Here is a 21851-nt window from a genome sequence, read left to right on the forward strand (position 1 = left end):
AAAGGAAAAGATTTTACTGACATTTCACCATGATTTTTTGTTCAATTATACAAAAGTACCCGCTCCTCTCCAAGAGATTCACGGGTACTTTTTATCACCGTAGTTTTACCTATATAGTGATTAGTATTTTTCTAATACTAATACATCGTAACCATCTAACATTTTACGACCATCTAAGTAAGTAAGTTCTACTAAGAATGCAATCCCTGCTACAACTCCGCCAAGTTCTTCAACTAACTTAATTGTCGCTTCGATTGTTCCACCTGTAGCTAATAGATCATCTGTAATTAATACGCGTTGACCTGGCTTAATTGCATCTTTATGGATTGTTAAAACATCTTTACCGTATTCTTTACCGTAGTCAACTGTAATTACTTCACGTGGTAATTTTCCTAATTTACGAACTGGTGCAAATCCTACTTCTAACGCATAAGAAACTGGGCAACCGATAATGAAACCACGAGCTTCTGGTCCTACTACAACATCGATATCTCTTTCTTTTGCGTACTCAACGATTGCATCTGTTGCTGCTTTGTATGCTTTACCGTCATTCATTAAAGGTGTAATGTCTTTAAACACAATACCTTCTTTCGGATAATCCGGTACAATTGCGATATGTTGCTTGAAATCCATATTTCTGAATCCTCCTCAGATCTAAAAGGTTTGTAAATACAAATCCTTTACCCTAACTGTTCTACTTCTTTATGATTACGAATCGTTTCAAACCATGTATATAGTTGCTGATATGTGCTATAAACCAATTCTTTTTCTAATTGTAAGTGGTTCATTTTCTCACGATATGTGTTCGATTCAATTAAATCACGCTTTTGTTTTTTGTCTGCCATAAAAATGACGCCATCTTTTATTGTAACAAATTCTAACTCAAAAAACACCTGTGTCATAAAATTTACTGTATCTTTTGACCAACCTTTATGACGACATAGTTGTTCTCCATATTGTCTTAAAGAAAATGGTGTTTTTTGGCTTAAGAAAGAATAGTACCATTTAAAGTGTTCTCTCGTCGGAACTGTACTAAATAAATGGTTATTCTCTTGATAAAATAGCGTATAAATTCGCGCTGGGAATCCTACCTTAAATAGCTCACGTAATTCATCTGTTCCTTTTGGTAAATCAAGTAACACGATATATTGATCATCTAAATGCGTTACTTCTGAAGCATGCATGAGCTTTTCTTTATAGCTCTCTAAAGAAAATTTATTCAATACCTCTTCAGAAAAATACACCATTGTTATTTTTTCTTTCGGAAGTTCTGCTAAATTTGCTTCTGCATTACGCATACTACGCCAATCAAATAATTGCCACGCCTCTACAGCAATATCTTGTACCATTAGTTGTGGCTTCTTAAAATTATTCCATTCATTAATGGACGCTTCTCCTATTACAGATACTTTTGCAACTGGAGAGATTTCTTTCGCATATGCACCAAAACCAAATCCAATTGTATCCAGTGTTGCTTGTCCATCACGAAGAGCCATTTTTAAATGAGAGCCATCTGATCCGATTGCGCGAATGCTTTCTAACTCTGCATCTTTTACTGCAATACGTGGTTTCGGATTTCCAACACCAAATGGAGCTAGTTTTTGCATATCTTCAATTGCCGCTAGCGTTACATCCTCTACTTTACAAAAAACATCAACTGCTGTAATTGGAATAAAATCTTCTTCTGTTAAAATTGCATCTGCTTGTTCATTTAAGCGGCGACGTAATTCATCTACATCATTCATATGTAGCGTCATTCCCGCTGCCATCGGATGCCCTCCGAAGTGTGGTAATAACTCTCTACAATCTGATAAATTTGCAAACAAATCAAATCCTGCAATACTACGTGCTGAGCCTTTTGCTGTTTCTTTTATAGGATCAATGCTTAATACAATCGTCGGACGATAAAAACGTTCAACTAATTTAGAAGCAACAATTCCAATTACCCCTGGGTTCCAGCCTTCTTTTGCAAGTACTAATACTTTGTTTTCTTCTGGCGGGAAGTTATTTTCAACTTCAGCGATAGCCTCTTCTGTAATTTGCTTTACAATATCTTTTCGCAGTTTGTTCAGCTCATCAATTTCTTCAGCTAGCTCCTTCGCTTCCTCTGGATCATCTGATAATAAAAGGTGTACAGCCGGCGCTGCATCTTCTAAACGCCCGACCGCATTAATACGCGGTGCAATTGAGAAGCCAATACTCTCTTCTGTAATTTCACTTTGCGAAACGTTAGCAACTTTAAACAATGCCTTCAAACCAATATTTCTCGTCATACGCATATGTTTTAAACCACGTTTCACTAGCAACCTATTTTCACCATGAAGTGATACTAAATCGGCTACTGTACCGATTACTGCAATCTCTAATAAATGTTCTGGTACACGGCCTAATAATGCATGCGCAACTTTAAACGCAACACCTACACCAGCTAAATAGTGAAACGGATATACGCCACCTTCTAATTTCGGATGTATAATCGCAAGTGCTTCTGGCAATTCTGGCGGTGGCTCATGGTGATCTGTAATAATTAGATCTATTCCAAGCTCCTTCGCTACATTCGCTTCATGTACTGCTGCGATGCCCGTGTCGACCGTAATAATCAGTGAGAACCCTGCGCTATGCGCCCAACGAAACGCTTCTTCGTTCGGTCCATACCCTTCTGTAAAACGATTTGGAATGTAAAATTCTACTTCTGCACCTAATTCTTGAAGAGCAAGATATAAAACCGTCGTACTACTTACTCCGTCCGCATCGTAATCACCAAATATTAATATTTGCTCTCCATTTTGAATCGCCTTATTTACACGTTCTACCGTTCTATCCATTCCTTCTAATAAAAATGGATCATGAAATTCTTGATTTTCTGTATTTAAAAAATCTAAAATCTTATCTTCTGTATCTAGTCCTCTACCGAGGAATAATGAAACGACAAGTGGCGATAACTGTAATTTACTTGCTAATTCACTCACTCGCTCGTCATTATATTCTTTTTCTTTCCAACGCGTCTTCGGTTGTAACACGAAATCACCCCTTAACCTGTTCATTATACAAGACAGATTAAGGGGTGACAATATAATGCAAACTACGATGCAATATCTATATACTAAAATGTTAATGATGTTTAATTTGGAGAATACGGATTTATATGTACGAATACATTTTGTACATTATCTTGTTTCATAAGTATTTCTTTCACATGTTTTCCAATACGGTGTCCTTCTTCTACGGTAATGTATGGGTCTACAGACACTTTAATATCGACAATAACATAATGACCATGCTCCCGTGCATATAAAGAACCAATTTTTTTCACACCATCTACTTGAAGAACTGCTTCCCTAAGCGGAATAACATCCTCCTCATGAAGAACATGGTCAAGCGTTGCATGAATTGCTTCCGCTCCAATGCTCCATGCCATTTTTACAACAAGAAGTGAAACAACTAATCCCGCAATCGGATCGGCATATACAAGCCAGTCTATACCAAGCTTACCACCGATTATAGCTGCACAAATACCGATTAAAGCTGCAATTGAAGAAAATACATCCGAACGGTGCTCATATGCATTTGCAATAATTGCATCACTGTTTACTCTTTTCCCTAATCGGAATTTATATTGAAACATTCCTTCTTTCACGACGATTGAAAGAACAACAGCAAAAATCGTAATTCCTTTTGGCGGTTCTAGTTCTTGCGAAAAAGCTTTTATAGACGAAATCGCTATCTCGAGTCCCACAATAAATAATAATACCGCAACAATAATCGCTGAAATCGATTCCGCTTTACCATGACCATACGGATGATCTTCATCAGGTGGCTGCTTTGCCGCTCGCAATCCAAAAAGTACAGCTAGCGAACCAATTACATCTGATGCAGAATGCACAGCATCCGCTAACAGTGCTTTACTGTTCCCAATATAACCAATTACCGCCTTTACAATCGCTAATATAATATTACCAACGATCCCGACAATAGCACCAAACTCGGCCTGTTTAAAACGTTCATCTTTTTCCATAATTAAAATCCCTTCTTTTCTTAACCTATCTTTTTATTTTAACAAATACAGTGATAACACCACCACTTTCTTCCATCTTCTTTCTGTAAAAAAGTTGCTATCTTATTGTATCCACAAACGAAAAAAGAGATGCCTCATAAAGAGACATCATCTTTTCTATACTTGCGGTTCAGATTCTACTTTCTCAACCTTCTTCTTGTTTCTTCCCTTTTTCAAACGACGGTTTTCAAGCATTAACCAAATTTGAGAGGCAACGAAAACAGAAGAGTACGTACCTACAATTAATCCAACAAGTAACGCAAACGAGAAGTTACGTAGTGACTCACTACCGAAGATAAGCAGTGCAATTACTGGGAATAACACTGTTAATACGGTGTTAATCGAACGACCAAGCGTTTGGCGAATACTTGCATTTACGATTTCTTCTAGGTCTTTTATATCGCGCACTCGTTTTTTCTGTTTGTATAATTCACGGTTTCTATCAAATGTAACAATCGAGTCATTAATAGAATAACCGATGATTGTTAATACTGCAGCGATAAACGTCAAGTCTACCTCTAGTTGGAAAATACTAAACATAACAATCATAACGAATGCGTCATGTAATAATGCAAGTACTGCAGATAACGCATACGTAAATCGGAAACGAATACTTACGTATAAAATGATAACCGCAGAAGCAATCAGTACAGCGATAAATGCATTTCGTGCAATTTCTTTACCGATTGTCGGTGAAACTGTACTTACGTTTGGATCTGTACCATATTTATCGTGGAAGAATGTTTTTGTTTTCGCAATTTCATCTTTTGATAAAACACCTAATGTACGAACTGCGAAACCTTTATTGTCATCTCCAGTCGGTACAATATTTTCTTCCTTCACATCAATGTTCAATTCTTTAAAATCTTTATGAACATCAGACACAGTAACGGCTTGTTTTGATTGCAAGTCAATACGTGTACCACTCGCAAAGTCAATACCAAGATTCAATTTGAAAATTGGTAAAATAATTGCTCCTGCAATTACAACTACAATCGAGAAAATAAGGAATTTATGACCGATATTTACGAAGTTAATACGATCAAATCTTGTCGGTGGATGTACTACACCTTTTGTTAATGGAATAATATCCTTTTGTTTCACACCAAAATATCCTGGTTTTTTATCAAAGTAACGGCTCTTTACAAGTAAACCTAATAAGAAACGAGTACCGAATACGTTCGTAATAAAACCAACTAAAATACTTACGATTAAACTTGTTGCGAATCCTTTTACAGAGCTATTACCATACACGAATAACACACCAGCTGCTGCAAGTGTTGTAACGTTTGCATCTAAAATTGTTGCTAATGAACGATGGTTACCAGCACGGAATGCTGACATCATTGACTTACCAATTTTCAGCTCTTCTTTCAGTCTCTCGTACGTAATAATATTCGCATCAACAGCGATACCTACCCCGAGCACTAACGCCGCAATACCCGGCAGCGTAAGAACTGCATGCATCCAGTTAAAGACAAGTAACGTAACGAAAATGTATAAACCTAACATAATAACCGCTACAAGTCCTGGTAAACGGTAGAATACAAGCATAAATAAGAAAATAAGAGCGATACCAATCGCACTAGCGAAAATCGTTTGCTCTAACGCTTGTTGACCAAACTTCGCTCCAACAGATGTTGAATACATTTCTTTTAAATCAACAGGAAGTGCACCTGCATTTAATAAAGATGAAAGTTGTTTCGCACTTTCAACTGTGAAGTTTCCACCTACGATAGATACTTCAGCTTGGTTAAATACTTGGTTTACTGTTGCTGCTGATAAGAACTTCGGATTCGGTTTTGCAGATTCTGCTTTGTACGAATCTTTTCCTTCTTCAAAATCAAGCCAAATTACCATTAAATTCGTTGGTGGTGGCATTTTTGAAATTTTTTCAGTTACTTCACGGAATTTTTCAGCGCTCTTTAGTGTAAGACCTACGCTCGCACGGCCTTGCTCATCAAATGTTTGCTTCGCTCCGCCGCCTTTTAAATCCGTTCCGTCCATAAGAAGATTATCATCTACATCACGGAATGTTAATTTCGCTTGTGTTGATAACATTTCACGTGCTTTTTGCTGATCTTGTACACCAGCAAGCTGTACACGAATTCGATCTTGCCCTTCGATTTGAATGTTCGGCTCACTTACACCGAGAACATTGACACGATTTTCAAGAGCACCTACTGTACTTACAAGTACATCTCGATCGATTTTATCACCTTTTTTGGCTGGTTTTACTTCATACAGAATTTCAAAACCACCGCGAAGGTCTAGTCCTAGACTAATTCCTTTTGCTATGTCTTTTCCTGCCGCACCAATTACTCCACCGATTAATAAGACGATGAGGAAAAAGGCGGCAATTCTCGTACCACGCTTTGCCATATGTACCCTCTTTCTGCTACTAACACTTTCAATAAATCTCTTACGATTCACTGCTATACGTGTGCATACGCCTAGTTAGTAGACTTCCTTTCTATAATTTTTGCTAGTTCATCACTAGCTCTATAGGTAAGCTTTTACACTACCTACACTTCCATCATTTATTTTCCTCTTCACTACCTCCTTTATATATAATCTTAGACATAATTATTTCCTCTTTATCAATACATATCATTATACTGCAAAAGGAAGAACAAACCAATTGCAGTCGGTTATTTATTTTCGTACTCATCAAATGACCAAAGTGGCGCTTGGTAAGCTTCAACAGTTAAATATGTCATATATTCATTAGCACTTACTGTTAATACGTCATTAACTAATTCATACAATCTAACATCGCTGTCTATCTTCTTCCACTTTTTCACTTTAAGAAACTTCCAAATGTCATCATCTGTCACTCGGTCGTAACCGAACATTTGAAACTCTTCTACTTTACTTTCTAAAACGACTTGTAACTGTCCGCGGTATGATTCTACCAAAGCCTCTCTATCTAACATCTATAAACATCTCCTTCTTATTTCAGCACGAAAAAGTCGCTTTAATCCCGCTCTAATGGACAGCAATAACTACTTTCAAGAGCACTATCATACTTCACTCTCTTAAATGCTTGTCATTCTTGTCTCGTACGTGCATATAAATTATTGTAAATCATTCCATTGATTTTGAGAAGGTAGGAGAAGAACATGACGAGACAAAGCTTTTTAAAAGGCGCATTTATTTTAATGATAGCCGGCTTTATTACAAAAATACTCGGCTTTATCAACCGCATAGTAATGGCACGTATTTTAGGAGAAGAAGGCGTTGGTCTTTATATGATGGCCGTTCCTACATTCATTTTAGCAATTACATTGACACAAATTGGTCTTCCTGTCGCAATCGCAAAATTTGTAGCAGAAGCGGAAGCTGTGAACGATAAACAAAGAGTTAAAAAAATATTAACCGTATCACTAGCTGTTACATCCGTTATTAGTATCATTTTAACAATCGGAATTATGTTCCTCACACCTATTTTAGCAAAAACATTATTAACCGACGAAAGAACGTACTACCCATTAATGGCCATTTTGCCCGTTGTTCCTGTTATTGCTGTTTCTTCTGTTTTGCGTGGTTACTTTCAAGGGAAACAAAACATGAAACCTAGCGCTTATGCGCAAGTTCTAGAACAAGTCGTCCGCATTACCATTATTGCTATATGCATTCAATTATTTTTACCTTACGGCATAGAATATGCTGCAGCCGGCGCTATGTTATCAGCTGTTCTCGGTGAAGTTGCATCGTTATTATTTTTACTCACGTTATTTCAGCGAGAAAAACATTTATCAATACGCTCTGGATTTTTCACTACTGTAAAGGAAAGCAAAGGGACATTTTATTCTCTGATGGATATTGCCCTTCCAACTACAGGAAGTCGTTTAATCGGCTCCGTTTCATATTTTTTTGAACCTATTGTCGTTATGCAAAGCTTAGCAATCGCTGGTGTCGCTGCTTCTGTTGCAACCCAGCAATACGGTATATTAAACGGTTATGCATTCCCGCTCCTATCACTACCCGCCTTTATTACATACGCTCTCTCTACAGCGCTCGTCCCTTCTATTAGTGAAGCAATGGCAAAAAGACAACATAAATTAGTGGAGCACCGTTTACAACAAGCACTTCGAATTTCATTAATTACCGGCGGATGGTCTGTCGTTATATTATACGTATTCGCTTCTCCTGTTTTAACTCTTATGTATGGATCAGACAGCGCAACAGCATTCATTCAACTTCTTGCGCCTTGCTTTTTATTTCATTATTTCCAAAGTCCACTTACCTCTGTTTTGCAAGCTTTAAACTTAGCAAGAGCTGCAATGATGAATACATTTATTGGTGCCATCGTGAAATTAATCGTTATTTTTGTACTAGCCTCAAGGCCAGAGTTTCAAATGATGGGGGTTGCACTTGCTATTGCTGCAAATATTGTAACAGTAACATTTCTTCACTACGCTACTGTTTTAAAAAAGATTACATTTACCATTTACGCAAAAGACTATATTTTCGGCGGACTTGCCATCGGTATCGCAGGCGCCTTCGGTTTTTATCTTCATAAATATATTATTTTCTCTCATTCCCTTGGCATACAAACATTATGGGAAATCACTTTAACAACAATTGTTTATATCGTACTTCTCTTCACTTTCAAACTCATTCGAAAAGAAGAGTTAAGTCGTCTCCCTATCATTCGTAAGCTTTCATTTTTGAAATAAGGTGAAACTTTAATCAGTGGGGTAATCTCCACTGATTATTAGTTATACTAATCATTCTTACTCTTCCAAAGGATAAGTCTCTAATTTTCTTTTACATCAACAAAAAATTGTCCATTTTGAAAACTACAGTATAAAATTTGTGTTATATCGTTATAACCTAAGTTTTTTAATTTCTCAATAAGCCATTCATCTGTATGCTCAATCATTTGTAAATGACTAGATTGAATTTCTCCATCAATAATAAGAGGAAGCGTAAACTGCAATGTATCTTGTTTATTTTTTTGTTTTTGAAAGACAGATAACTTCCCAGACGGTTCCAAAATAGCATATTCTACATCCCGAATATCTCCAACTCCTTGTTCCCTTAATTGCATCATTAAATCATCAATATTATATCGTTGGTTTCTCATCTTTTTTTCATCAATCTTTCCCGCATTAATAATAATTGCTGGTTCACCTTCTATTAAATGCCGAAATCGTTGAAACTTTAATGAAATGACTGACAAAATGATTTGTATGCACATAAGAAAAGTCATCGGAACTAATTGATGCCAAAGTGATTTATCAGTATTTTCAATTGCTACTACAGCCATTTCTCCAAGCATAATAAATACGACTAAATCTAATACACTTAGCTCTCCTATCTCACGTTTACCCATAAGACGAAAAATAATTAAGATGATGATATACAAAAGCATTGTCCGTCCAATTACCGATATCCATTCCACTTCTACATCTCCTTTTTTACGTATAGACTCCCCTATAAAAAAGAAACTAGTCTAACTTGAGCAAAAGGAAAATATGCTTGTATTAAAAAGGGGGAATGCATAAATGGATGGAACGAAAAAATTATCAACTGCAATTGGCTTCGGTATTGTTACGCTACTAATTCTCGCATCTATTACTAGTATGATTATGGCTCTTTTATTAAAGTTTACGAATATAAATGAAGGGACATTAACCGTTACTATTTTTATACTCGCTCTTTTATCTATGCTTATGTCTGGATTTACTGCCGGCAAAAAGGCTCAAGGAAAAGGTTGGCTAGTAGGTTTCACAACAGGGCTCACGTTCACTATACTCGTCTTTCTAGTTAACTATTTAGGCTTTTCTCAAACCTTATCGAACTCACAATTACTATATCAATTAGCATTAATGGGGGCGAGTACACTCGGTGGTATTTTCGGTGTAAATATGTCAAAGCAAAGTAACTAAAAAAGGCCCTGCACATTTCATGCAGGGCCTTCCACATTAGTTTTTCACAACTTCACGAATCGCATTGCGATCGAAAGTTAAGTGTGAACCACCAGATTTAATAACGATTTTCGTCTCATCTACTGATTCGATTGTACCGTGTAAACCACCGATTGTTACGATAGCATCACCTTTTGCTAACTCACTTTGCATTTGAGCAACTGCTTTTTGACGTTTTTGTTGCGGGCGAATTAATAAGAAATAGAAAATCGCAAACATCGCAACGATCATAACGATATTCATCATACCTGCATTCATCTTTTGTTCCTCCTTTTAAATTATGTATTAGAAGTTTTTAGCATTCGGTTTATTAAAGCCATACTGTTCAAAGAACTCTTCGCGGAAATCGCCAAGACGGTCTTCACGAATAGCTTGTCTCACCTGCTCCATTAAGTTTAACAGAAAATGAAGGTTGTGATAAGACGTTAAACGAATTCCGAACGTTTCATCACATTTCATTAAGTGACGAATGTACGCACGTGAGTAGTTTTTACATGTGTAGCAATCACAGTTTGGATCAAGCGGACCGAAGTCTCTTGCGAATTTCGCATTTTTTACAACGAGGCGACCTTCACTTGTCATACATGTACCATTTCGAGCGATACGAGTTGGAAGTACGCAGTCAAACATATCAATACCACGAATTGCGCCATCGATTAACGAGTCAGGAGAACCTACACCCATTAAGTAACGAGGCTTATTATCTGGAAGAAGTGGTGTTGTAAACTCAAGAACACGGTTCATAATATCTTTCGGTTCACCAACAGATAAACCACCTACAGCGTAACCAGGGAAGTCCATTGAAACAAGGTCTTTCGCACTTTGACGACGAAGCTCTTCGTACTCCCCGCCCTGTACAATACCGAATAAACCTTGATCTTGCGGACGTTCATGCGCTTTTAAGCAACGTTCTGCCCAGCGGCTCGTACGCTCTACAGATTTCTTCATATATTCAAAAGTAGCCGGGAATGGTGGACACTCATCAAATGCCATCATAATATCTGAACCTAATGCATTTTGGATTTCCATCGCTTTTTCTGGTGATAAGAATAATTTATCTCCATTTAAGTGATTACGGAAGTGAACGCCTTCCTCTTCAATACGACGGAAGTCACTTAAACTGAATACTTGGAAACCACCAGAGTCTGTTAAGATTGCACGATCCCAGTTCATAAATTTATGCAAGCCGCCTGCTTCACGAATAATTTCATGACCTGGACGTAGCCATAAATGATACGTATTACTTAAAATAATGCCAGAATCCATTGCTTTTAATTCTTCTGGTGACATTGTCTTAACTGTTGCAAGTGTACCAACTGGCATAAATGTTGGTGTATCAAATGAACCGTGCGGCGTATGCACACGACCTAAACGGGCACCCGTTTGTTTACATGTCTTAATAAATTCATAACGAATTGCTGTCATAACTTACTCCTTTTATTTGTTTCTCATTTTAGCGTGAGATGCAACGAACATTGCATCACCGAAGCTAAAGAAACGATATTTTTCTTTTACTGCTTCATTATAAGCATGAAGTACATTATCTCTATTTGCAAATGCACTTACAAGCATAATTAATGTTGATTTCGGTAAATGGAAGTTTGTAATTAAACCATCAATTGCTTTAAATTCATATCCCGGATACATGAAAATATCTGTCCATCCAGAAGCGGCGCAAAGCTTACCTTCATGATCTGTTGCAATTGTTTCTAACGTACGAGTTGATGTCGTACCTACAGTAATAATACGTCCACCATTCTCTTTCACACGATTTAATAATGCCGCTGTCTCTTCAGACATATGGTAATATTCTGCGTGCATATGGTGTTCTTCAATCGTATCAGCAGAAACTGGTCTAAATGTTCCAAGCCCTACGTGAAGTGTAATAAATGCTAACTGAACGCCTTTTTGTTTTAACTTCTCCAGTAACTCTTCTGTAAAGTGAAGTCCCGCAGTCGGCGCTGCTGCTGAACCGATTTCTTTCGCATATACTGTTTGATAGCGATCGCGATCTTCTAGCGTCTCTTTAATATATGGAGGAAGTGGCATTTCCCCAAGTTCATCTAAAATTTCATAGAAGATGCCGTCATATGAAAATTCAAGCTGGCGTCCACCTTGATCTGCAGTTCCTGTGCAAGTTGCTTTTAATTTCCCTTCGCCAAAAGAGATAACAGTTCCTTCTTTTACACGTTTCGCTGGCTTTACAAGCGTTTCCCACTTATCACCTTCTTCTTGTTTTAAAAGAAGTACTTCAATGTGCGCGCCTGTATCTTCTTTCACACCGTGCAAACGAGCAGGCATAACTTTCGTTTCATTTAAAACTAAGCAATCCCCCTCATGTAAGTAAGAAAGAATATCCGTAAAATGTTTATGCTCAATATCACCTGTTTCACGGTCTAACACCATTAATCTTGATGTTTCACGATCTTCTAACGGGACTTGTGCAATAAGTTCTTCTGGTAAATGAAAATCAAACAGATTTATATCCATAGCTATATCCACCTATTTCTTATTTAAATCGATTTATTATATACATAATAAAAGATAATACAATACTTAACACAATACATGTAATGATAGGAAAATAAAAGGTAACGTTTCCTTTTTTCACAAAAATATCGCCTGGAAGCCTTCCAATGAACTTCCAAGCTAATCCAACAACGATGAGTAAGATCCCGGCTGTAATAAGCAGCTTTGGCATCTCCGTCATACTTTTGGTATCTCCATTCCGAAATGTTCATACGCAAGCGGCGTTACAATTCGGCCCCTTGGCGTTCGTTGTAAAAAGCCAATTTGTAATAAATACGGCTCATACACATCTTCAATCGTATGAGATTCTTCTCCAATTGTTGCTGAAACCGTTTCTAATCCAACTGGACCGCCACGGAATTTCTCAATAATACCAAGCAGTAATTTATGATCAATATGATCTAGACCTAATTTATCTACTTGCAGTAGCTCTAATGCCATTTGTGTAATTTCCATCGTAACCGTTCCGTTACCACGAACTTGCGCGAAATCACGTACACGTCTTAAAAGACGATTCGCAATACGAGGTGTACCACGAGCACGTCTTGCAATTTCTAATGCAGCTAACGAATCGATTTCAACTTCAAATACTTCTGCTGTACGTTCAACAATCGCAGAAAGCTGATCTACTGTGTAGTACTCTAACCTTGAAAGTACACCGAAGCGGTCACGAAGCGGTGCCGATAATGCTCCAGCACGTGTTGTTGCTCCAACTAATGTAAATGGCGGTAAATCTAGGCGTACAGAACGTGCTGAAGGCCCTTTTCCAATTACAATATCAAGGCAAAAGTCTTCCATCGCAGGATACAATACTTCTTCAATTGATCTATGCAAACGATGAATTTCATCAATAAATAATACATCCCCTGGCTGAAGCGCTGTTAATACAGCAGCTAAATCTCCTGGTCTTTCAATTGCGGGACCTGAAGTTGTTCTAACATTAACGCCCATCTCATTGGCAATAATATTCGCAAGCGTCGTTTTACCAAGACCTGGTGGTCCATATAAAAGCACGTGATCTAACGTTTCTTCACGCATTTTCGCCGCTTCAATAAATACTTCTAAATTATGTTTTGCTTTATCTTGGCCAATATACTGACGGAGCGTCTGTGGCCGTAATGAATATTCTAAATCCGCATCTTCATATGCAGATTCCCCTGAAAGGAGACGTTCGTCCATTATACTCACCTCTTACCATTTAGTAAAAGACTAAGTGCCTTTTTAATATACTGATCCGTCGTTAATGATTCTTTTAATAACTCTGGTACAACACGAGAAACTTCGCGTTCTGCGTATCCAAGTGCGCGGAGAGCTTCCAGTGCCTCATCAAGCTCAGCTGATGAACCTTTATTCTCATCAAAACGTTCTGTGTCTGAGAATAAATCAACAAATGCATCTGGTACGACATCTGCTAGTTTTCCTTTTAAATCTAAAATCATTTGGCGTGCTGTTTTCTTTCCGACGCCTGGGAATTTCACTAAAAACTTCTCATCTTCATGCTCAATCGCTTGAACGACCTGTCCTGTTTGACCAGAAGCTAAAATTGCAAGAGCTCCTTTTGGCCCAATGCCAGACACGCCTAACAACTTTGTAAATAATAAACGCTCTTCACGTGTTTTAAACCCGTAAAGTGCCATAATATCTTCTCTCACATAATGATATGTATAGACACGGATTTCTTGCTTACTTCTTTGAAATACATACGGATTTGGTGTGAAAATTTGATAACCAATTCCATTATGATCAATTACGACATATTCCGGCCCTACATACTCCACGTAACCTGTAACATATTCAAACAAAATACGATCTCTCCCTCTTAAATCATGTATTCCATTTTAACATATTTAATGATAGAAAAGCGAGACTGCCCCAACAAATGTTCTCCACTTGAAACTTCTGTTATTTTCCATTGACAGAAAGGTTAAAGCACCTTAATATACAGAAGTCGATAATGATTATCAATACTAATTAAAGGGGTTGCATCAGGATGAAACGTAAGCTATTTATTTTATTTACTATTATGCTCGTTGTTCTTTCTATCGTTGGCTGTTCTTCTCAAAAAGAAGAATCGAAGGCAAAAGAACAACCGAAAACAAAAGTTGTAAAACATGCTAAAGGTGAAGCTACAATTCCAGTAAATCCAAAGAGAATTGTTGACTTATCTGGATCAACAGAAGAACTATTACTTCTTGGACACAAACCTGTTGGTACAGCAAATACATATAAAGATAAAATCCAAACTCACTTAACAGACAAGTTAGATGGAGTAAAAGCAGTAGGTTGGTACTGGGCACCTAAAGTTGATTTAGAAGCTGTTACTGCTTTAAAACCAGACTTAATTATTTTAAACAACCGTCAATTAAAAATTTATGATCAACTAGAAAAGGTTGCACCTACAGTTGTTCTAGAAACAAACTTAGAAGACTGGCGTGGTAAGTTTAAAGAAGTAGGTAAGCTATTTGACGAAGAGAAGAAAGCAGACAAATGGATTGCAGACTACGATAAGAAAGCAGACTCTTTATCTAAAAAAATTAAAGAGAAAACAAAAGATGAGAACTTTATGTTCGTTGCAGTTACACCACAAAACTTCCGTGTATACGGTAGCTTCGGATACGGTGACATCATCTTTAATGACTTAAAACTTCCAGCAACAAAAGGTACGGATTTAAAACAAACGATGGCGCAAGTATCACTAGAAGGTCTAGTTGCATTCCAGCCTGACCAAATGTTTATTGTAAACTTCGGCGGCGAAGCTGATAAAGTTTACGAAGACTACAAAAACAGTGCCGTTTGGAAAGACAATAAAGCAGTTAAAAATAATCACGTATATGAAGTATCAAATGAAGTCTTCAATACGAAAGCATTCAATCCAATCGGAAAAGATATGCTAATTGATGAAATCGCAAAAGAAATTTTAGCTAAAAACAAATAAGAAAAAAAGCAGCTCACCATGAGCTGCTTTTTTTCTTACTCTGAACTGCGTATTGCTTCATTTTTTCAATCGTCTTCACAAAACCTTCTTTTGATTTAATACGAATGCCACGTTTCAATTTCGCACGTTCATAGCTCTCAAGCTTTTTCATATCAATTTGAAAGAAAGAATGGATCGCATTATCACTTTTCGGTACACCTTTGAAAATTTGTAATATCCCTTCCTCTGAAACACCAAAATACCCGCTCGTTTTCAATAACGGAGAAATATCATCAACTTTCTTTTGCAATACAATTTGTACATCATCACGATCAACGAGCTGCCATTCTTTATACTGCTGTAAAAACTTTTCTAAATCCGTCACTTTTTCTGTAAGTATTTCTTCGCTTACTTCGCCATCAACATACATACGCTCTAATAAAATTGTAACCTCAGGTTCTTTTTTCGTTACTTCTGGTACTGGCCCTTCCGCCTTCACATTCGTTCCATAAACGAAACAAAACATCATAACGAAAGCTTGCATCGCAATCAGTATCCATTTCATTTCCGTTCACCTCTTTTAGGCAAGATCATACTTTCATTAGTAGTTTTTCCGGAAATGGGGGTTTTATCCATATTACATTTCTTTCGAAAAATAAAAAATGCAGATAAGGGTTTACCTCATCTGCATGTATCATTTACTTTTATATAAAATGAAAGACGCCTGCAAAGCAGGCGTCTTGATGCGTTTACGGCGAGAGACCAGGCGACCACATTCGCGTGTTTAGCACTTAAGCATATCTCTCGTCTTACGTAAATTAGCTCATCGCTTTGCTAATATAACATTAATAAAGTATAAGTGCAACATGTTTATAAAAATATTTTATTTCCTCTTTCATCCAAATTATTTTATGTAAATTATAAATTGATAATTGCAATATATATGTTACAATTAATGTGACAGCGAAATCATAATAAGCAGGGGATGAATATTATGAAAAAAATAAAGGATGAACGCCTCATTCTTCAAATGTTAAAAAACATACGTATTGTCTTTCTTTTTCAATACATTGGCGTAGTTGGAATTTTAGGCTATATCGGATTCACTGAAGGCATTGATCAAATTACGAAATCTCCATTGTGGCTATTATTTATGTTTACAAGTATTTTACTTGCTTATTTACAGTTAAGTGTTTCAATCGATGTAGAAGAAGGCGAAAAGGAAATACAGTTAACTCCTTATTACAAACTTGTCTTCCACTCCCTTATTGTAGGAATCGTTACGGCTATTATTTATATTATTTTCAGTCCAGAAAGACCTCTATTTGAAGCTATTTCAACAGGTAGTATTCTTTTCATATGCTTTTTAGTTTCTTATTCCGTTAGTTATTTTATTAAAAAACGTCGCTTACAAGACAACGATGAATAAAGAGGAAGGGCTATCCCTTCCTCTTTTGTTTTGTTATCGCACTGTACCAGTTAAACCGTAACGAATGTCTCGGAACATATTCACTATGTCACGATTAAAATCGTTTGTAACTGTACCGTTACGTAGACGCGTACTCATTGCATCGACACGAGTAAACATATCATTTCTTACAGAAACATATACGTTTCTGTTTCCAACTTCATTTGCAACAGCTTGACGAATTTCGTTAGCCATCGCCGTTTCATTTGTCACTGTGTTACGTGGTTTTACCGCAATCGCTACATCGTTTCCATATACAACTGTAGACACACGGTCTACGTTATTCATACGTTTCACACGATTTGTTATTCTTTCAGCTGTTTTACCATCATTGTTAATGTATGAATTGTTCATTGTAATATTACGAGTTGGATGCGGATTAGCAATTTGTCCATTGTAATTTACATCTCGATAATAATTGTATCCTGTATCGTTACGACCATTTCTATATGTTACATAATCTGTATAACGATCATTACGTGTCACATTATCACGATACTGGTGTGTATCATTATAAGATGTACGCTCGTAATTGTAGTTACGTCCATCCATTGCATTGTTATCTTTCGGTGTACCACATGCAGCTAATGCACTGGTAACTAACAAAGAAGCAGCAATCACTTTTACTTTCGTATTCAATACAAAAACCCCCTCTGTTAGAATGAGCTTCTCTACTGAAAAGCTCCCTCTTATGATGAGTAACCGAGAAGGTTTTTACACTGTTAATATTTCACTGGGAATTTTCTAGCACTTCATAAAAAAACTTCATTTTCTTAATTAACAGGAATGTAAAAAAGGCGGGAATACTCCCGCCTTTTTAAACTTCTTCTTCGTCCTCTTCTTCTGAAACGGGCTCTCCAAATACATTCGGTGGATCTGGTTGATAATACATCGTTCCTGGCTGTGGTGCATATGCAGACTGAGTTGGTTGGTAATATAAAGGATTCGCATATTGCGGACCGCCTGGTTGTGGACTATATAGTCTACTTTCTCCTCCGCATCCACAATCTTCCTCACCCTGCACAAGCGGCGGCATATTATTATCCATTGGCATCATATTCGGGTTTGGCATAGACGTATATTGCGGTCCAAACGGCGCTCCTTGCTGATATGGCATTTGATATGGATTTGGTTGTTGATAATACGGATTCGGCGGCATCATGGGCTGTTGATACGGCATTTGATAGGGCATCATATTTGGTGGTTGATTGTTATCCATAATCGGCATCATATTCGGCATCATATTCGGCATTTGATTGTTATCCATAATCGGCATCATATTTGGTGGTTGATTATTATCCATGATCGGCATCATATTTGGTGGTTGATTGTTATCCATAATTGGCATCATATTTGGTGATTGATTGTTATCCATGATCGGCATCATATTTGGTGGTTGATTATTATCCATGATCGGCATCATATTTGGTGGTTGATTATTATCCATGATCGGCATCATATTTGGTGGTTGATTGTTATCCATGATCGGCATCATATTTGGCATTTGATTGTTATCCATGATCGGCATAATGTTTGGTGGTTGATTGTTATCCATAATCGGCATAATGTTTGGCACTTGAATATTTGGCGGTATTACTTGCGGAATCACTACATTTTCTTTCGATACATTTGGCGACACTATGTTTCCTACGTTTTCTTTCTTCACTTGCGGTGATACTATGTTTCCTACGTTTTCTTTCTTTACTTGCGGTGATACTATATTTCCTACGTTTTCTTTCTTCACTTGTGGTGATACTATATTTCCTATGTTTTCTTTCTTCACTTGTGGTAATACTATATTCCCTACATTTTCTTTCTTTACTTGTGGTGATACTATATTCCCTACATTTTCTTTCTTTACTTGCGGCGATACTATATTTCCTACATTTTCTTTCTTCACTTGCGGCGATACTATATTTCCTACATTTTCTTTCTTCACTTGCGGCGATACTATATTTCCTACATTTTCTTTCTTCACTTGCGGCGATACTATATTTCCTACATTTTCTTTCTTCACTTGTGGCGATACTATATTGTTTTTTTTCGTTTGCGGAGAAATGATATTGTTAGGTTTCATTTTACTAATTTGAGGAGCAATTAACTCGCTTCCTTTTTTTATTACATCTGAAATTTTATATTCTTTTTTCGGTTTTATTGGTGGTTGTGGCGGCTGCGGTAATACATTTACCGAAAACTTCGTGTTTTCTTTTTCCGCCGGTTTTTGTTTTTCTATCACAGGTGGTTTTTGAATAACAGACGGTTTTTCAACTGGTTTTTCTTTTTGAATTGGCTGTTCTTTTTGCACTTCTTTTTGCGGTTTCACCTGTACCTCTTTTTGCGGTTTCACCTGTACTTCTTTTTGCGGCTTTACCTGCATCTCCTTCTGCGATTTTACTTGCACTTCTTTTTGTGTTTGTTGCATAGCTGGCTGCTGTGTAATTGGTGCTGATTGATACGTAACTTCTTCCTCATCTTCTATTCCAAGCGGAGTTGGTGTTGCTGCAAATTCTTTTTGCTGCACTTCTTTTACGTATTGCTTTGGAGGCGCTGAACCTGCTCCAGCCTGTTGTTTCATGTGAACACTCTTTGATGGCACTTTAATTTTCATACCTGGCATGATTAAATCTGGATTACTAAGTTGTGTATTTGTTTTTTTCAACGTGTCAAAATCCACTCCGTACTTTTTCGCAATTTTCCAAAGGGTATCCCCTTTTTGCACGATATGAATTTTCAAATTTTCCCCCTCCTGTATAACTTATCTATAAGTAACAAATCTCATGAAGTAACTCTTTTTCTAAATAACATTAACTTCTTTTCACTTTTATCACTTCTTCGATTTTCAATATCATTAGAAGCGGAATAAGCATAAAGAACCACAATGATTTCTTCAAAACAATGTATGCCCATTTTGTTCTCGTTATGATTATATGTACGAAAAAAAGCAACGGGAATCCGCTGCTTTACACACGCTCTAACATACGATTTAATGCAAGAACTGCCTCTTCAGTCACTTGTTTATCTACGCTAATAACGTTAATTACTTCTCCTCTTTCTATCATTTCAAGTGCCCATAATAAGTGCGGCAAATCAATTCGGTTCATCGTTAAACACGGACACATAAATGGATTAAGTGAAACAATTTCTTTATCTGGATGTTGCTTAATAATTCGATTCACTAAATTCATTTCTGTACCAATCGCCCATTTACTTCCAGATGGAGCCGCTTCAATCATATCAATAATATATTTCGTTGAACCTGCATAATCCGAAGCAGCTACAACTTCGTAGCAACATTCTGGATGTACAATAATGTTCATGTCCGGATGATTTTTCCGTACGTTCTCAATGTTTTTCACTGTAAAGTTTTGATGAACAGAACAATGTCCTTTCCATAAAATCACTTGAATTTCTTCTATATCTCCATCGTACTCTAATGAATCTGTGTGTGGGTCCCATACTGCCATTTTATCTAACGGGATACCTAAATCGTACGCTGTATTTCTCCCTAAATGTTGGTCTGGTAAAAAGACGAGACGTTCTTTTTGAGTAAACGCCCAAGATACCATTTGCTTTGCATTAGAAGAAGTTACTGTTGCTCCGCCATTACGACCGCAAAACGCTTTAATTGCAGCTGTAGAGTTAACATACGTTAACGGAATCATCGTATCTCCAAATAATTTTGTGAGCTCTTTCCACGCTCTTTCTGTTTGTTCAATATCTGCCATATCCGCCATCGAACAACCTGCACGCATATCTGGTAAGATGACAACTTGATCATCTGTCGTTAACATATCTGCTGTTTCCGCCATAAAGTGCACCCCGCAAAACACAATATATTTTGCGTCTTTATTGCTCGCTGCAACTTGCGCAAGCTGAAGTGAATCCCCTGCTGCATCTGAAAATTGTACCACTTCATCTTTTTGATAATGATGCCCTGGAATGAATAACATTTTCCCCATTTTCTCTTTAATTTCACGAACCCGATTTTCCATATCTTCCGTTGACATCGTGTAATAACGCTCTGGTAACATCGTTTCAATTGGCTGTACTTGTTCTAAAATACTCATATACGTTTCTCCCCCTCTAAGCCACTTTCCTTACCCTTCAATATTGAAACTAATATCAAGTGCTTTCACTGAATGTGTTAACGCTCCAAGTGAAATATAATCTACCCCTGTTTTTCCGTATTTCGATAAATCTTCAATTGTGATGCCACCTGAAGCTTCTGTAACGATAGCGCTTGGTACAATTTTTGAAAACTCCCGAATTTCATCTGGCGTACGATTATCGAACATAATAATATCCGCACCAGCAGCAACAGCCTCTCTCACCTGTTCCTCAGTTTCTGTTTCTACTTCTACTTTCACCATATGTCCTAACTTTTCTTTCACTGATGTAACAGCTTTTGTAATAGAACTAGCAAACGCAATATGATTGTCTTTAATCATGACCCCATCATATAAACCGAAGCGATGATTAAATCCACCGCCGCACACGACTGCATGCTTATCAAACATACGTAGTCCTGGCATCGTTTTTCGCGTATCACAAATGCGAGTATGACTACTATCTAAAGCAAGAACCGCTTTATGCGTCATCGTCGCTATTCCGCTCATACGCTGAATAACGTTTAATATAACGCGCTCTGCTGTTAATAACGATGCAATTGGACCTTGCACAGTTGCAATGATTTCGCCTTTTTCTACAAGGTCCCCATCTTTTTTATGAAGCTCTACTTCAATTCTCTCATCAATTAATTTAAATCCTGATTCAATTACTAAACGTCCTGCAAAGACCCCTGTATCCTTCGCAAGAAACGTTCCTTTCGAAAGCAAATTATCTGGAAAAATAACCTGAGATGTTACATCTCTTTCCCCTATATCTTCTAAAAAAAATCGATTTAATGCTTCTTTAACTTTTATCGTGTTCATAAAGCCCCTCTTCCCCTCA

Annotated in this window: 20 protein-coding genes and 1 pseudogene; 4 read left to right on the forward strand and 17 right to left on the reverse strand. The window is 37.2% G+C overall.

What is annotated here, in order from left to right; genetic code table 11:
• Nucleotides 1–120: 120 nt before the first annotated feature.
• The 5 genes from F3I02_RS24620 to F3I02_RS24640 form a co-directional block, all read right to left on the reverse strand.
• The gene (locus F3I02_RS24620) at nucleotides 121–633 is read right to left on the reverse strand and encodes an adenine phosphoribosyltransferase (protein ID WP_000346215.1); all 513 of its coding nucleotides are present in this window, start codon (nucleotides 631–633) and stop codon (nucleotides 121–123) included.
• 47 nt (nucleotides 634–680) lie between these two features.
• The gene (recJ, locus tag F3I02_RS24625; RefSeq protein ID WP_000941239.1) at nucleotides 681–3020 is read right to left on the reverse strand and encodes a single-stranded-DNA-specific exonuclease RecJ; all 2340 of its coding nucleotides are present in this window, start codon (nucleotides 3018–3020) and stop codon (nucleotides 681–683) included.
• 101 nt (nucleotides 3021–3121) lie between these two features.
• The gene (locus tag F3I02_RS24630) at nucleotides 3122–4015 is read right to left on the reverse strand and encodes a cation diffusion facilitator family transporter (protein WP_000409743.1); all 894 of its coding nucleotides are present in this window, start codon (nucleotides 4013–4015) and stop codon (nucleotides 3122–3124) included.
• A gap of 156 nt (nucleotides 4016–4171) precedes the next feature.
• Entirely contained in the window at nucleotides 4172–6436 is a 2265-nt protein-coding gene (gene secDF, locus F3I02_RS24635) for a protein translocase subunit SecDF (RefSeq protein WP_001119067.1), read from the reverse strand.
• Between the two features lie 269 nt (nucleotides 6437–6705).
• Entirely contained in the window at nucleotides 6706–6990 is a 285-nt protein-coding gene (locus tag F3I02_RS24640) for a post-transcriptional regulator (RefSeq protein ID WP_000886978.1), read from the reverse strand.
• Between the two features lie 186 nt (nucleotides 6991–7176).
• Here F3I02_RS24640 and spoVB point away from each other — a divergent pair, with 186 nt between their 5' ends.
• Nucleotides 7177–8736 (forward strand): stage V sporulation protein B, encoded by a 1560-nt coding sequence (gene spoVB, locus F3I02_RS24645; RefSeq protein ID WP_000198301.1) that lies wholly within the window; start codon nucleotides 7177–7179, stop codon nucleotides 8734–8736.
• Between the two features lie 80 nt (nucleotides 8737–8816).
• On the opposite strand, the gene F3I02_RS24650 is transcribed toward spoVB, so the two are convergent.
• Complete coding sequence (locus tag F3I02_RS24650) at nucleotides 8817–9464, reverse strand: DUF421 domain-containing protein (protein ID WP_000454838.1); 648 nt, start codon at nucleotides 9462–9464, stop codon at nucleotides 8817–8819.
• A gap of 103 nt (nucleotides 9465–9567) precedes the next feature.
• Here F3I02_RS24650 and F3I02_RS24655 point away from each other — a divergent pair, with 103 nt between their 5' ends.
• Nucleotides 9568–9951, forward strand: a complete 384-nt coding sequence (locus tag F3I02_RS24655) for a TIGR04086 family membrane protein (protein WP_000349148.1) — start codon at nucleotides 9568–9570, stop codon at nucleotides 9949–9951.
• A gap of 36 nt (nucleotides 9952–9987) precedes the next feature.
• Here F3I02_RS24655 and yajC read toward each other — a convergent pair whose 3' ends face one another.
• From yajC to ruvA, 6 genes are read right to left on the reverse strand one after another with little or no spacing between them, the layout of a single operon-like run.
• Nucleotides 9988–10248, reverse strand: a complete 261-nt coding sequence (gene yajC / locus F3I02_RS24660; RefSeq protein WP_000991115.1) for a preprotein translocase subunit YajC — start codon at nucleotides 10246–10248, stop codon at nucleotides 9988–9990.
• Between the two features lie 27 nt (nucleotides 10249–10275).
• Nucleotides 10276–11415: a tRNA guanosine(34) transglycosylase Tgt gene (gene tgt / locus F3I02_RS24665; RefSeq protein ID WP_000125365.1), complete on the reverse strand. Its 1140-nt coding sequence runs from the start codon at nucleotides 11413–11415 to the stop codon at nucleotides 10276–10278.
• 12 nt (nucleotides 11416–11427) lie between these two features.
• Complete coding sequence (gene queA, locus F3I02_RS24670) at nucleotides 11428–12480, reverse strand: tRNA preQ1(34) S-adenosylmethionine ribosyltransferase-isomerase QueA (protein WP_000354015.1); 1053 nt, start codon at nucleotides 12478–12480, stop codon at nucleotides 11428–11430.
• A 19-nt stretch (nucleotides 12481–12499) separates the two neighbouring features.
• Nucleotides 12500–12700, reverse strand: coding sequence for a DUF2905 domain-containing protein (locus tag F3I02_RS24675; protein WP_000138162.1), 201 nt, complete (start codon nucleotides 12698–12700; stop codon nucleotides 12500–12502).
• Nucleotides 12697–13698, reverse strand: coding sequence for a Holliday junction branch migration DNA helicase RuvB (gene ruvB, locus F3I02_RS24680; RefSeq protein ID WP_000344449.1), 1002 nt, complete (start codon nucleotides 13696–13698; stop codon nucleotides 12697–12699). Before ruvB ends, F3I02_RS24675 begins: the two co-directional genes overlap by 4 nt.
• A 5-nt stretch (nucleotides 13699–13703) precedes the next feature.
• A complete protein-coding gene (gene ruvA, locus F3I02_RS24685) occupies nucleotides 13704–14321 on the reverse strand; it encodes a Holliday junction DNA helicase RuvA (protein ID WP_196478522.1) in 618 nt (205 codons plus the stop codon).
• 188 nt (nucleotides 14322–14509) lie between these two features.
• Here ruvA and F3I02_RS24690 point away from each other — a divergent pair, with 188 nt between their 5' ends.
• Nucleotides 14510–15454 (forward strand): iron-hydroxamate ABC transporter substrate-binding protein, encoded by a 945-nt coding sequence (locus F3I02_RS24690; protein ID WP_000823612.1) that lies wholly within the window; start codon nucleotides 14510–14512, stop codon nucleotides 15452–15454.
• Between the two features lie 13 nt (nucleotides 15455–15467).
• Here F3I02_RS24690 and F3I02_RS24695 read toward each other — a convergent pair whose 3' ends face one another.
• On the reverse strand, nucleotides 15468–15998 hold the full coding sequence (locus F3I02_RS24695; protein WP_000871192.1) for a BofC C-terminal domain-containing protein: 531 nt from the start codon (nucleotides 15996–15998) through the stop codon (nucleotides 15468–15470).
• Between the two features lie 429 nt (nucleotides 15999–16427).
• Between F3I02_RS24695 and F3I02_RS24700 the strand changes: the two genes are divergently transcribed.
• A complete protein-coding gene (locus tag F3I02_RS24700) occupies nucleotides 16428–16862 on the forward strand; it encodes a hypothetical protein (RefSeq protein ID WP_000721223.1) in 435 nt (144 codons plus the stop codon).
• Nucleotides 16863–16895: 33 nt separating this feature from the next.
• On the opposite strand, the gene F3I02_RS24705 is transcribed toward F3I02_RS24700, so the two are convergent.
• The 4 genes and pseudogenes from F3I02_RS24705 to nadC all read right to left on the reverse strand — a co-directional run bounded on the left by F3I02_RS24705 (nucleotide 16896) and on the right by nadC (nucleotide 21832).
• The gene (locus tag F3I02_RS24705) at nucleotides 16896–17540 is read right to left on the reverse strand and encodes a YhcN/YlaJ family sporulation lipoprotein (RefSeq protein ID WP_001093536.1); all 645 of its coding nucleotides are present in this window, start codon (nucleotides 17538–17540) and stop codon (nucleotides 16896–16898) included.
• Between the two features lie 1938 nt (nucleotides 17541–19478).
• Nucleotides 19479–19635 (reverse strand): annotated as a pseudogene (gene safA / locus F3I02_RS35040) (SafA/ExsA family spore coat assembly protein); the annotation flags it as partial.
• Between the two features lie 226 nt (nucleotides 19636–19861).
• Nucleotides 19862–20968: a quinolinate synthase NadA gene (nadA, locus tag F3I02_RS24715; RefSeq protein ID WP_000025343.1), complete on the reverse strand. Its 1107-nt coding sequence runs from the start codon at nucleotides 20966–20968 to the stop codon at nucleotides 19862–19864.
• 30 nt (nucleotides 20969–20998) lie between these two features.
• Entirely contained in the window at nucleotides 20999–21832 is an 834-nt protein-coding gene (gene nadC / locus F3I02_RS24720; protein ID WP_001092248.1) for a carboxylating nicotinate-nucleotide diphosphorylase, read from the reverse strand.
• Nucleotides 21833–21851: the final 19 nt, after the last annotated feature.

This window comes from Bacillus sp. SRB3LM, from assembly GCF_015712745.1.
GTDB lineage: Bacteria > Bacillota > Bacilli > Bacillales > Bacillaceae_G > Bacillus_A > Bacillus_A thuringiensis_K.

Bases quoted from the DNA above. Each gene is read 5' to 3' on its own strand.
- F3I02_RS24630 (WP_000409743.1), bottom strand. From the start codon at position 4,015: ATGGAAAAAGATGAACGTTTTAAACAGGCCGAGTTTGGTGCTATTGTC.
- F3I02_RS24620 (WP_000346215.1), bottom strand. From the start codon at position 633: ATGGATTTCAAGCAACATATCGCAATTGTACCGGATTATCCGAAAGAA.
- F3I02_RS24675 (WP_000138162.1), bottom strand. From the start codon at position 12,700: ATGACGGAGATGCCAAAGCTGCTTATTACAGCCGGGATCTTACTCATC.
- secDF (WP_001119067.1), bottom strand. From the start codon at position 6,436: ATGGCAAAGCGTGGTACGAGAATTGCCGCCTTTTTCCTCATCGTCTTA.
- F3I02_RS24690 (WP_000823612.1), top strand. From the start codon at position 14,510: ATGAAACGTAAGCTATTTATTTTATTTACTATTATGCTCGTTGTTCTT.
- F3I02_RS24640 (WP_000886978.1), bottom strand. From the start codon at position 6,990: ATGTTAGATAGAGAGGCTTTGGTAGAATCATACCGCGGACAGTTACAA.
- F3I02_RS24655 (WP_000349148.1), top strand. From the start codon at position 9,568: ATGGATGGAACGAAAAAATTATCAACTGCAATTGGCTTCGGTATTGTT.
- queA (WP_000354015.1), bottom strand. From the start codon at position 12,480: ATGGATATAAATCTGTTTGATTTTCATTTACCAGAAGAACTTATTGCA.
- yajC (WP_000991115.1), bottom strand. From the start codon at position 10,248: ATGAATGCAGGTATGATGAATATCGTTATGATCGTTGCGATGTTTGCG.
- ruvB (WP_000344449.1), bottom strand. From the start codon at position 13,698: ATGGACGAACGTCTCCTTTCAGGGGAATCTGCATATGAAGATGCGGAT.
- F3I02_RS24695 (WP_000871192.1), bottom strand. From the start codon at position 15,998: ATGAAATGGATACTGATTGCGATGCAAGCTTTCGTTATGATGTTTTGT.
- nadC (WP_001092248.1), bottom strand. From the start codon at position 21,832: ATGAACACGATAAAAGTTAAAGAAGCATTAAATCGATTTTTTTTAGAA.
- spoVB (WP_000198301.1), top strand. From the start codon at position 7,177: ATGACGAGACAAAGCTTTTTAAAAGGCGCATTTATTTTAATGATAGCC.
- tgt (WP_000125365.1), bottom strand. From the start codon at position 11,415: ATGACAGCAATTCGTTATGAATTTATTAAGACATGTAAACAAACGGGT.
- F3I02_RS24700 (WP_000721223.1), top strand. From the start codon at position 16,428: ATGAAAAAAATAAAGGATGAACGCCTCATTCTTCAAATGTTAAAAAAC.
- nadA (WP_000025343.1), bottom strand. From the start codon at position 20,968: ATGAGTATTTTAGAACAAGTACAGCCAATTGAAACGATGTTACCAGAG.